Below are 11976 nucleotides of genomic sequence, written 5' to 3' on the forward strand. Positions count from 1 at the left end.
TGATCCGTACGTGTTATGCGGACAGAAACTTGTTGGTGTATTCCGTCCGCTTTTCCGAGTACCAGGGTGCCTCGGCAGGCCACGCGTTCAGATTGCCCAGCGCCTCGCCCGGATAGGCATCGGCGAAGTTCTTGGCATAGATTTCCCCGCCGAATTCCGCAGCGCCGACGACAGGCGAATTGTAGCCATGTGTCTTGATGGCCTCGCCGGCCAGCTTTGCGTCATAGGCCGCTTCGATGAATGCGTAGATCTGATCGATGTTCTTTGCGCCGGTCGGCATGGCAAGGCCGTCGACCCAGGCCATTGCGCCCTCTTTCGGTGCCCGGTACATGACCGGTTCGCCAGCCGTCTTGAGTGCCAGCGGTGGGCCGTCCCAGGTCTGGCCGACAATGACGCCTTCGTTCAGCAAGCCGTTCTTCTGGGTGTCGGCATCGTTCCAGATCAGCTTGATGTTCGGCTTCTTGGCGATGGCTGTCTCAACAAGCTTGGTCCAGACCTCGTCCATTTTCTCCGGGCTCTCATAGGCTGCCCACATGGAACCGGCATCCATCTCGCCGCGGCCTTCCAGGCCGAGGCCGAGGCCGAGCAGCATGGAGTGGCCGCGACCCATGGTCTTGCCTGCGTTGGCCTCATCCCAGACATCGTAATAGCTCGGGAATTCACCTGCCGGCACGAATGCGTCCGTCCGCCATGCAATGCCTTCCGTGCCCCAGATATGCGGCAGCCAGAAAACGCCCTTGCCGTCGAAGTTCCAGTGGGTCTCGCCCAGCGCCATGGAAGGATTGACCTTGTCGAGGTCAACCTTGGACATGTCGAACGGCTGCAGCAGGCCCAGCTCCGCCCAGAGCAGGTTGCGGTTCACTGTCGGGGAGACGATGTCGAAACCTTCACCGCTGGTGGCCTTCAGCTTGTTGATGATTTCCTCGTTGGAGCCGATGCCGGTGAAGTTGATCTTGATCCCGGTCTTGTCCGTGAAGCCGTTGACGAAGCTTTCCGGCAGATAGTCCGACCACATCATGATGTTGATTTCGCCGGATGAGGCCAGCACGCTGGAACTGACGATCGCGGGCATGGACAGCCCTGCGCCGACCGCGGCCGCGCTCTTCAGAAAATCGCGCCGCGTGGTGCGTGCACCCTTTTTGAAATTCATTGTGACATCCCCTGTCTGTTGGTCTGACCAAACTGTTCACTGCTCTGGCGCGGTACAGGCCGGATCTTTTTTTGCCCGTGACATGACTGCCCGGACCGATCCTGCGCCGCGTTGACCGGAAGAGTATTGCGGTGCAACATCCGCCATTAGAGCCAGAGGCTGAAAACTATGGTGCCAGGGCATGCAAGAGGACTTGCTCCGCGCGGCATTACCACCAAAACTGTCCTCGCGAAATCAGATGGACACCGGCGGCGTCCTCTTCGCCATTGCGGAAATTCAAATGCTTGCGACCTATTTCAACAAACCTTTTGATCCTGACCGGCGCCTCCAGCACCAGATCCAGGAGCGGCTGATCGAGGCGATCCTCGACGGTGTCTGGCCTCTGCACGAGCCCTTGCCGGCAACACGCGTCTTTTCAAGGCAGATCAACGTTTCCCGCAATACCGTCGCCATCGTCTACGAGCGGCTGGTGGAGGACGGCTACCTGAAGTCGGTCAGCCGGCGCGGTTATTTCATCAATGAGCGCCATATCCGCGAACAGCTCAACATCCGCGTCGACGATCACGCCAAGGAGATCCTTCCCCGGTCGAAGCATCCCTTCGACCCGGACGCGCTTCTGGCCTACCGCTATTCGGATCAGGAAAACATTCTCAAGGCAGCCGATTGGCAGACTTTCGAATTCCCGTTCATCTTCGGCCAGCTTTCGCCCGACAAGACGTCGGTGACCCGCTGGCGGGACTGCGTGCGTCTGGCCGGAACCGCCCAGCACGCGCCCACCTGGATCGGCGATCTGGTGGACCGGGACGATCCGATGCTGGTCGACCAGATCATCCGCCGCATGCTGCCGCAGCGGGGCTTCCGGGCGGATCCGGAAGAGATCCTGATCACGGTCGGGGCGCAAAACGCCCTGTTCATGGCGGCCCACCTGTTCTGTCGGCCCGGTATCCGGGTCGATATCGAAGAACCCGGTTACGTGGATGCGCGCAACATTTTCCAGGCGCTCGGTGCGGAAATCAGGCATCACCGGGTGGATTCCAACGGCATGCGTTTCGGTGACGATCTGGAAGGCGCCCGGCTGGTCTATGTCACGCCGGGACATCAGTCACCGACCAATGTCACCATGTCCATGGAACGGCGTCTGAAGTTGCTGGCCCAGGCGGAAACCAACGATTTCATCATTCTGGAAGACGACTATGAGCATGAACTGAATTTTGTCGGCGCGCAGAAACCTTCCCTGCGCAGTTTCGACCGGACCGGCCGGGTCATCCATGTCGCCAGCCTGTCGAAGGCGCTTTTTCCGGGACTGCGTCTCGGCTTCATCGCGGCGGACAGGCGCATCGTCAGGGAACTGCGGGCCTTGCGTCGGCTCATGTACCGGCATCCCTCCGCCCTCGATCAGCGGGCGATGGCGATCTTCCTGTCTGAAGGACATTATGACTCACACATCCGCCGCCAGAGAAAAATCCTGTCACAGAAGTGGAAGAAGATCTTCAAGCTGATCGAAACCCACCTCCCCGCCTGCGAGGCAACGGTGACCACCGGCGGGTCCGGCGTCTGGATCCGAATTCCCGAAGGGATCGCAGCCATGGAATTACAGGCGGAAGCAGCCCGGCACGGTCTCCTGATCGAAGCGGGCGACATCCATTATGCGTCGCCGCAAAAACCCCGCAACCGCATCCGTCTCGGCTTCGGTGCCATCGCCGAGGAGAAGATGGAACCCGGCATCCGGCTGCTTGGCCAACTCCTTGCTAAGAGCACGTGACCCGATAACCGGACACCCCGCAGTGCCGTTCCGGACGCAGCGAAGCGGAGATCCGGAACCTTGCCAGACGGCAAGGCCTGAGTCGTTGGACGCCTGGGCCTAAAGCTCCGCGCGCCCCAGCACGTTCTGGAGCATGTCGACCATCTTCGACAGGTCCTCTTCCGAGGTTGTCAGGGCAGGTGCGAAAATCAGGGCATCGCCGGTTGCCTTCACGTGCAACCCCTCATCGAACAGCCGCCGCTGCACGATGGACCCCTTCGCTCCGGGCGCTTCGCCCGGCGTCAGCTGGATGCCGGACATCATGCCGTAGCCGCGCAGATCGGCGACATGGGGAAGATTGCGCAGGCTGAAGACGCTGTCGAGGAAGGTCCCCGACAGGCTGGCGGCCCGGTCAAACAGGCCTTCACTCTTGTAGATGCCGAGGGTTGCCAGCGCGGCGGCACAGGCGACCGGATGGGCGGAATAGGTATAGCCATGCATCAGTTCCGGCCTGTCGGCGGATATGGATTCGATCACGGCTTTCTGGATTTCGGTTTTCACGGCGACGGCGCTCATGGGAATGGCCCCGTTTGTCAGGGCTTTCGCCATTGTCATGACATCCGGCGTCACCCCGAACTCCTGCGCGGCAAAGGCGGCTCCCGTGCGGCCGAACCCGGTGATCACCTCGTCGAACACCAGAAGAATACCGTATTTGTCGGCAATCTCCCGCAGGCGCTGAAGATAGCCGACGGGTGGAACGATTGTGCCGATGGAGCCGGCGATCGGTTCGACGAAGACAGCCGCGATCGTCTCGCCGCCGTAGGTCTTGCAGATCTCTTCCAGGTCATCCGCCAGATGGGCTCCGTCTTCCGGCTGGCCCCGCGTGAACCGCTGTTCCTCGTTCCAGGTGTGGCGCATGTGAACCACGTCGCAGGTCACACCGGAAAAGTCCCGCCGGTTGCCGACCATGCCCGCCAGCGACGTGCCGCCGAGATTAACGCCGTGATAGGCCCACGAACGCGAGACGAAACGGGTGCGCTGGGGATTTCCCTTGGCCTTGTGATAGGCAAGGCAGATCTTGATGGCGCTGTCGACCGCCTCCGAGCCGGAGGAACCGAAAAAGACCCGGTCCAGCCCTTCGGGCAGAATGTCGCTCAGGGCTTCCGCCAGCTTGAAGGAGATCGGCGCTGCACGCTGAAAATGCGGCGTATAGTCCAGGTCCTGAAGCTGTTTGTAGACAGCCTCGGCGATCTCCTCGCGGCCATGACCCGCCGCGCAGGTGAACAGACCCGAGGAGCCGTCCAGCACTTCCCGGCCCTCCGGCGTCCAGTAGCGCACGCCTTGTGCCTTCTCGAACATCTGGGGTTCCTGATGGAACAGCCGGTTGTTGGTGAACGGCATCCAGTGATGGTCCATGTTGATCGGCATCTGGGTCACTGCTCGGGTCCTCAAGATCGAAACGGTTGGATCACTCCTAGGACCAGACCCGACGCTTGCTTAGAGCCAGCTCTTTCATTCGTAAGGGCCAGAGATGTTTGCCGCCTGTTTTGCCATTGTGCCGGCGCGCCTTGTTCGTATGGTCCGCTCAGATGAATGCTGACCTCAACCTCAGGAAAGGCCTTGCCATGACCGGCACAATTCTCATCACCGGAACGACATCGGGTTTCGGCCAGGCAATGGCCCGGCTGTTCACGGCAAACGGCTGGAAGGTCGTGGGCACCGGCCGGCGGGCAGACCGTCTGGAAAAACTGCGCGAAGAGCTCGGCAACAGCTTTTGTCCCGCTGTCTTCGACATCATGGACGAAGCGGCAACGAGGGACGCTCTCGCCGACCTGCCTGAGCACTTCCAGGATATCGACGTTCTGGTGAACAATGCCGGTCTTGCCCTCGGCACCGCGTCGGCGCCGGACACGAAGCTGTCCGACTGGAAGACCATGATCGATACCAACATCACCGGCCTTGTCACCATCACCGACCTGCTGCTGCCGAAGCTCGTCGAGCGCAAGGGGATGATCGTCAACATCTCCTCCATCGCCGCCAACTGGCCCTATCCGGGCGGCAATGTCTATGCGGGCACCAAGGCCTTCCTGCGTCAGTTCTCTCTCGGCATGCGCTCGGACCTTCACGGCAAGGGCGTGCGTGTGACCTCGATCGAACCGGGGCTATGCGAGAGCGAGTTCACTCTGGTGCGCACAGGTGGCGACAGGCAAAGCTATGACGCACTTTATGGCGGCGCGAACGCGATCCAGCCAGAAGACATCGCCAACACGGTCTACTGGATCGCCACCCAGCCTTCCCATCTCAACATAAATTCCCTTGAGATCATGCCTGTCAGCCAATCCTGGGCCGGCTGGCAGATTGCCCGGGAGGGCTAAAAGCGGCACCGGAACTCATGCCGGTCCATCGCTGTCGCCTCGCCTCCTTCGGACCAGTCACCGCTGATGTGTATCCGATCGCCTGTCCTGCGAATGTCAGGGTCAGGAATACCAGGACGGCGGTCTGAAGGATGTCGGGTTCATGGCCTCTACCTCGACCCGGTACAGCTTGTTCCCGAGGCCTCCCGGATACATCAGGGCATCGTCATAGGGATTGTGTGCGTGAGGCTGCACTATGTCTGCGTTGTGAGTGTAGAGCTGCTGTATCAGAAGATGGCCGACTTCATGCGAAAGCGTGCGTGCAATCGAATTGATGTGGGTCGTCTTGCGATAGGACCGGTCATCGAGCAGGCACATACCGGTGTCATAGTCCATCAGGCCGTTCGCCTTCGTCGGCCGTTCACCCTTTTTCTGAGTGCTGACCATTTCCCGGACGATGAAGACGTTCACGGTCTTGATATGGTCTGCCCCTGAGGGCTGCGGAAACGCACGTTCCTTTGCAAAGGGTTTAAGGTACTTGAATTCGTCTCTCTTGTTCTCGTAACTGTCTGATCGGACAACAAATCCGAGATGGCGGCCGATGTCCTTGTGCGACAGCAACTCGTCGCCGAGCAGGCGAAGTTCCACGTTGCACTGGGGTATCAGGACTTCGCTGTTTGCGATTTTGAACACGGTCCTGAGCTCACCGCTCGAAACGCGTGATTTCAGGCCAGGTCCGTGCTCGACGTGAAAGGCGAAGATCGGCACGATCCTGCGCGGTTTCACGGACACATAGACCCGCAGGTGTTTGCCGTTCTGAAAGAGATCCAGCTTGCAGTCCTTGCAGGAATTAAGTCCCTTGATCACCAGACACTGGCCTTTGATGACTGCGCGCAGCAGCCGTTCCTTGGTGAATGAACAGGCATAGCCTTCTTCATCGACCCCCTTGCCTGCAATCCGGACCGGACTGTCGGGATCGATACCGATCCGGATCGACCGTTCGGAACCCTCCGGCACCATGATCCAGGCGCCGTCACGCGCCGGACTTATCTTCACCTGCAAAGGCCCGAGCACCTGCGACGGCGCGGGAAAGCCGTCGAAACCCGGGCTGCCGTCGGTCGGACCGAAGACGGGTATCTTCGGCATGCCAGACGGATCGGCGGGCTTGTCCGGTGTCGGTTTGTCCGGATTGTCCTTCGGCGGTACCGGTTTTGGAGTTACAGGCGCAACCTTCCACTTTGCCTCCGACGCCGCATCGTTCAGCGCCGATAGTGTCGGTCCGACCGGATCCACGCGCTGGTCCGGGTTCATGAAACCCAGCACCTTGCTCTGAAAATCGCCGATCATGCCCTTGGTCAGCGGACCGTGGAAACCGTCCTCCACCAAAGGAGTGCGGGACGGATCCAGCAGAAGGTTCAGGCGCTTTTGGACGGTTCGAACGTCTGCAATGTTGTTCTGCGCCCGAAATCCGACGGAACGAGCGATACTGATTTTGGGTAAACTCGACATCATCACACCTGGGGACGGGGTTTTCCAAAAATAAGTCTGTTCGAAATGATGGGCGTGCACAAAAGCAAACAGGATCCTGATGTCCGTTGGTCTAGCACCGGCCGGGCTTGCGGACTGTGATCGAGGAAACAAGTTTCCGCTTGGCAGACTGTGCGGGAACACTCCCGTGAACAGGCATGTAACACAGCTGACAATCGCGCTGGACAGCCAGGATCGGCTCAAGCCCGATTGCTCGGAAAACAGCGTGAACCAAAGCCGCGCGCTGCCCGAAGGGACCCGTTTTTGTTTTTGCCGCCGCAGGTTGAATCGACCCGGAAGGCGTTTTCACGTCATGAAAGGAGTCGACATCAGCGGATATTCTGCCTAGTCTGATTAAACGCTTAATCAGATTTGTTCCAACGGCTGGTACTCCAAACCAGATGGCACCACGCCCCAATCTTTCGGACATTGCCAGAGCCCTCGGCGTTTCCAGCGCAACCGTGTCCAATGCCCTATCGGGCAAGGGAAGGGTCTCCGCACAGCTGTCACGGCAGATTGCGGAAAAGGCCAGGGAACTCGGCTATGTCCCCAGCCTTGCCGGACGGGCCCTGAGCACCGGGCGCAGCCATGTTCTCGGCCTGGTGCTGGCCGATATCGGCCATCCCTTGTTCCCGCAATTTGCCCAGGCGATCGAGCAGGCCGCCACGAAGGCCGGCTACGGCGTTCTGATCGGCGACAGCCGCGGTGACGTCAAAACCCAGACCGCTGCCATCGACCAGCTTATCGAACGTGGCGCCGACGGCATTATCCTCGTGCCCCGGCACGGTACCAGGATCGCTGAAATCAACTGTCCCGTCGCGGTGATCGACACACCATCGACACCGGGAAACACCGTTTCCGCCGACCACTGGCAGGGCGGCAGACTGATCGGCGCGCATTTGCGCGATCTCGGGCACACGCGCCTTGCCGTCATCGGTCTTCACCAGGACTCCAATGTTCAGGCCGACCGTATCGGTGGCATCCGCACGGGCTTCGGCCCGGAAGGTTCCGTCCGCACGCTGTGGATCGACGCCCTGGAAGCAGCCGCGGGACCGGGATGCGAACTCGGGCTCGCGGAGCTGGTGCGTCATGGCTATACGGCCTTCGCCGCTGTCTCCGATATTCACGCCCTGCGCGCCGTCAGCGAGCTTCAGCGTTCAGGCCTTTCGGTGCCCGTGCATGTCACCGTCACCGGTTTTGACGACCTGCATTGGGCCCGGTCCATTTCACCCGCCCTGACGACCGTGCGCATGGACATGGAGAAGATCGCCCGGCTCGCCGTGGCCGATCTCCTTCTGCAGATCGAACCGGACAGGAGCGCCCCACCCGTGGACGAAGCCACGCGTCCTCAGGCCGTGCCGATGGAACTCGTTGTCCGGAATTCCAGCGCCTCGCCGAATGAAAACCTCTTCCCATCGCAGGATAACAACAACAATCCAGATCCTGACACCCTCCCCTCCAGAGAAGGAACAAACAATGCTTAGAAGAACTCTCGCCGCGGGCGTCGCCCTCTGCGCTTTCACCGCACCGTCGCTTGCCGCCGACGACAAGCTGGTCATCTCCGTCTACGGTTTTGCCCAGGATGCCTTCAAGGAAATCGTCTACGACCCCTTTGAAAAGATCTGCGGCTGCGAGCTGGTGGTGGAGACCGGCAACAGCGTGGAGCGCCTGGCGAAGCTGGAAGCCCGCAAGGACGATCCGGAAATCGACATGGCGGTCATGTCCACACATGATGCCCTTTCAGCGGCACGCAAAGGCATCACCCAGTCCATCGACGTCTCGAAACTGTCGAACTTCGACAAGCTCTATGACATCGCCAAGGACCCGCTGGGCGACCACCTCGGCATCGGCTACACCTTCTACGCCACGTCCATCGCCTACCGCGCCGACAAGGTGAAGATCGAAAGCTGGTCCGACCTGTTCCAGGACGACCTGAAAGGCCGCGTGGCATTTCCCAATGTGACCACCAACCAGGGCCCGCCCGCGCTCTACATGCTCGGCAAGGCGATGGGCGACGATGCCCCCTCCCTTTCCGCGCCAATCGCCGAAGTCGGTGCGAACAAGGACGATATCCTCACCTTCTACGTCCGCTCCTCCCAGGTCGCACAGCTCATGCAGCAGGAAGAAATCCTGGCAGCACCCATCGGCCGGTTCGCGTGGGGCGCCTATCCGAAAATGGACATGAACATTGCCTGGGCAACGCCGAAGGAAGGCCAGACCGGCGGCATGAATGTCATGATCCTGACCAAGGGCGCCAAGAACGAAGACCTCGCCTACCAGTTCATGGATTACTGGCTGTCCACCGAGATCCAGACGAAACTTGCCGAAGCCCTGGTCGACAGCCCGGCCAATGCGGAGGTGAAGGTTTCCGACGAAGTGGCGGCAAACCTCACCTATGGCGAAGAAACGGTGAAGAACCTTCATCTTCTGCCGCCGGCCGTCATTCTGGACAACCGCGAAACCTGGCTCGCCGAATGGAACGACAAGGTCGGCCAGTAACGCCGTCCGTATCCGGATAACCGAAAGTCAGCAGGCAGCGTGACAACGCTGCCTGCACATTCAAGGCAGGTTTCATGTTTCAGAACCGGGCGGAAGCACTCGCCCTCGCTTTACCCGCGGTCGTGTTCGCGGCGGTCGTCTTTCTGGTCCCCGTCGGCATTCTGCTATCGGAAGGTTTCCGGATGGAAGGTGCGTGGAGCTTGAGCGCCTATGTCGACTTCTTCTCCAAACCGCTCAATCAGACCGTTTTCTGGCGCACCCTGAAACTCGGCGCGATGGTGACGGCCGTCTCTGCGGTGATCGGCTATGCCACCGCCTATGCCATCGTCACGCTGCCTCCAACGGCGCGCGGCCGCATGATCGGCCTCGTGGTCATGCCGCTGATGATTTCTCCGGTCGCCCGCACCTATGCCTGGATCGTCATCCTGGGCCGCACCGGCTTCGTCAACCAGGTCATCGTGGGCCTCGGATTGTCCGACACCCCGGTCCGCTTTCTCTTCACCGAGACAGCCGTCTTCATCGGACTGCTGCAACTCTTCCTTCCCCTGATGATCCTTTCCCTGATCAGCGCCCTGGAGAACATGCCCAGGGACGCCGTGCCCGCCGCGCGGGTGCTCGGTGCCAACTGGCTGCAGGTCTTTCTCAAGGTGATCCTGCCGCTGACGCGGGAAGGCCTCGTCATCGGCGGCACGCTGGTCTTCACCGGATCGCTCACCGCCTATATCACCCCCGCCATTCTCGGCGGCTCGAAGGTTCTCATGCTGGAAACCCTCCTCTATCAGCGGGTGACGGTCGCCAATGACTTCGCATCCGCAAGCATCATCGCCATGATCCTGATCGTCATGAGTTTCTCGGCGAACATGCTGCTGAAGCGTCTGGCAACGGCGAGGAACAGACGATGACCGGCCGTCTTCTTTCCTACGTCACCCTCACCCTGGTGCTCGCCTTTCTCCTGGGGCCGTTCCTGATCATCGTCGCGGCGGCCCTGTCCGCCGGAGAGACGCTGGCCTTTCCGCCCCAGGGCCTGTCCCTGAAATGGGTTTTCAAGGTCTTCGAGATCGAGAGCTTCCGGAACAGCTTCGCCCTGTCCATGTTCCTTGCCGTGTTCGGCACGCTGGCGGCGCTCATTCTCGGCGTCCCAGTCGCCTATGCCGCTTCTCGCTACAAGCTGCCCTTCGGCGAGACCCTGCGCACCATCGTCTCCGCACCGATCATCGTGCCGGGCATCATCGTCGGCCTCGCCCTCCTGCGTTATCTGGTGATCCCGCTGGACGTCGGCATCGGGCTGGCGCTCTTCATCGCGCATACGGCTCTCATCCTGCCCTATGCGGTGCGGGTCGTCTCCGCGTCGCTTGAGAACCTGCGCAGCGACATCGAGGAGGCCGCGGTCATCCTCGGCTCGTCACGCGCCGGAGCCTTCTTCCGGGTCGTGCTGCCCAATATCCGCAACGGCATTCTCGCCGCCTTCATCCTCGGTTTCGTCACCAGCTTCAATCAGGTTCCGGTCTCCCTGTTCCTGTCCGGCCCCGGCGTCAGAACCCTGCCCATCGACATGATCTGGTACATGGAAATCACCTACGACCCGTCCGTGGCCGCGCTTGCCGCGCTGCTGGCCTTCCTGTCCATCGCCATCGTGTTTCTGGCCGAACGTTTCCTCGGATTTTCCCGTTATGTCTGATCTGACCTATCTCTCGCTGAAAGACGTCACGCTGGCCTACGGCAAGTCGGTTGCCGTCGACAGACTGAACCTCGACATCACCAGGGGCGAACTGATCGCTCTGCTCGGTCCGTCCGGTTGCGGCAAGACCACAACGATGCGGGCGATCACCGGCCTCATGCGCCCGGCTGCCGGCCGCATCACCCTGGACGGGGCGGACATCACCTATCTGCCCGCGAACAAGCGTCAGGTCGGGCTGGTGTTCCAGTCCTATGCCCTCTTCCCGCACCTGAATGTCTTCGAAAACGTTGCCTTCGGCCTGCGCCTCAAGAAACTGGGCGGCAAGGCGCTCGAGACAAAGGTCGATGGCGGGCTGGACCTAGTCGGCCTGTCCCATCTGGCGGACCGCAAACCGGCGGAGCTGTCCGGCGGCCAGCAGCAGCGCGTCGCCCTCGCACGCTCCCTGGTCATGGACCCGAAGGTGCTTCTGCTGGACGAGCCGCTCTCCAATCTGGACGCAAGGCTGCGGCTGGAAATGCGCACCGAGCTGCAGCGGGTTCAGCGCGAAAGCGGCGTGACCATGGTTTTCGTCACCCACGACCAAAGCGAAGCGCTTGCGCTTGCCGACAGGATTGTCGTCATGAAGGACGGCTATATCGAACAGCTCGGCACGCCGGAGGATGTCTACGACCGTCCGTCCACTCGCTTCGTTGCCGACTTCGTCGGGTTCGAGAACATCTTCCCCATGGAAAACGGCAAGCTGAAAACCGCCGACGGCGAGGTCCCCCTCAGCCCGGGCACGCCGGTCGACGGCACGGTAAAAGGTCTGGCGTGGCGTCCGTCCAAGGTAGCCCTTGGAACGGGACCGTTCTCCGGTATCGTCAAAGGGTCGTCCTTTGCCGGCCATGCCCGCGAATACCTGCTCGACAGTGCCCTCGGCCCGATCAAGGCGGAACAGCCTGTTCCCCACGATGCCTATGACATCGGCGACCGGATCGCCTTCGATCTCGCACCGGACCACGCCGCCCGCCTGACCCGAATGGAGTGA

Annotated in this window: 10 protein-coding genes; 7 read left to right on the top strand and 3 right to left on the bottom strand. The window is 60.9% G+C overall.

The genetic code is table 11. The annotated features are described in order from the left end of the window. Positions 1–13 precede the first annotated feature (13 nt). A complete protein-coding gene (locus Q1B40_RS14105) occupies positions 14–1150 on the bottom strand; it encodes a PotD/PotF family extracellular solute-binding protein (protein WP_299815715.1) in 1137 nt (378 codons plus the stop codon). Positions 1151–1430: 280 nt separating this feature from the next. On the opposite strand from Q1B40_RS14105, the gene Q1B40_RS14110 reads away from it, so the two are divergent. Then, complete coding sequence (locus tag Q1B40_RS14110) at positions 1431–2912, top strand: PLP-dependent aminotransferase family protein (protein ID WP_299815718.1); 1482 nt, start codon at positions 1431–1433, stop codon at positions 2910–2912. Between the two features lie 99 nt (positions 2913–3011). On the opposite strand, the gene Q1B40_RS14115 is transcribed toward Q1B40_RS14110, so the two are convergent. Further along, the gene (locus Q1B40_RS14115; RefSeq protein ID WP_299816532.1) at positions 3012–4319 is read right to left on the bottom strand and encodes an aminotransferase class III-fold pyridoxal phosphate-dependent enzyme; all 1308 of its coding nucleotides are present in this window, start codon (positions 4317–4319) and stop codon (positions 3012–3014) included. A 197-nt stretch (positions 4320–4516) separates the two neighbouring features. Here Q1B40_RS14115 and Q1B40_RS14120 point away from each other — a divergent pair, with 197 nt between their 5' ends. After that, positions 4517–5266: an SDR family NAD(P)-dependent oxidoreductase gene (locus Q1B40_RS14120; RefSeq protein ID WP_299815721.1), complete on the top strand. Its 750-nt coding sequence runs from the start codon at positions 4517–4519 to the stop codon at positions 5264–5266. Between the two features lie 102 nt (positions 5267–5368). Here the strand turns inward: Q1B40_RS14120 and Q1B40_RS14125 are convergent, their stop codons facing one another. Next, complete coding sequence (locus tag Q1B40_RS14125) at positions 5369–6754, bottom strand: hypothetical protein (protein ID WP_299815724.1); 1386 nt, start codon at positions 6752–6754, stop codon at positions 5369–5371. A 419-nt stretch (positions 6755–7173) separates the two neighbouring features. Here Q1B40_RS14125 and Q1B40_RS14130 point away from each other — a divergent pair, with 419 nt between their 5' ends. From Q1B40_RS14130 to Q1B40_RS14150, 5 genes are all read left to right on the top strand, one after another. Then, positions 7174–8256 carry a LacI family DNA-binding transcriptional regulator gene (locus Q1B40_RS14130; RefSeq protein ID WP_299815727.1) on the top strand — a complete coding sequence of 361 codons (1083 nt, stop codon included), beginning with the start codon at positions 7174–7176 and terminating at the stop codon, positions 8254–8256. Then, positions 8249–9271: a PotD/PotF family extracellular solute-binding protein gene (locus tag Q1B40_RS14135; protein ID WP_299815730.1), complete on the top strand. Its 1023-nt coding sequence runs from the start codon at positions 8249–8251 to the stop codon at positions 9269–9271. The genes Q1B40_RS14130 and Q1B40_RS14135 overlap by 8 nt, the downstream gene beginning before the upstream one ends. Before the next feature lie 74 nt (positions 9272–9345). After that, positions 9346–10173 carry an ABC transporter permease gene (locus Q1B40_RS14140; protein WP_299815733.1) on the top strand — a complete coding sequence of 276 codons (828 nt, stop codon included), beginning with the start codon at positions 9346–9348 and terminating at the stop codon, positions 10171–10173. Continuing rightward, complete coding sequence (locus Q1B40_RS14145) at positions 10170–10949, top strand: ABC transporter permease (protein WP_299815736.1); 780 nt, start codon at positions 10170–10172, stop codon at positions 10947–10949. The genes Q1B40_RS14140 and Q1B40_RS14145 overlap by 4 nt, the downstream gene beginning before the upstream one ends. Continuing rightward, positions 10942–11976 carry an ABC transporter ATP-binding protein gene (locus tag Q1B40_RS14150; protein ID WP_299815739.1) on the top strand — a complete coding sequence of 345 codons (1035 nt, stop codon included), beginning with the start codon at positions 10942–10944 and terminating at the stop codon, positions 11974–11976. Before Q1B40_RS14145 ends, Q1B40_RS14150 begins: the two co-directional genes overlap by 8 nt.

The organism is uncultured Roseibium sp., from assembly GCF_947496995.1.
Classification (GTDB): domain Bacteria; phylum Pseudomonadota; class Alphaproteobacteria; order Rhizobiales; family Stappiaceae; genus Roseibium.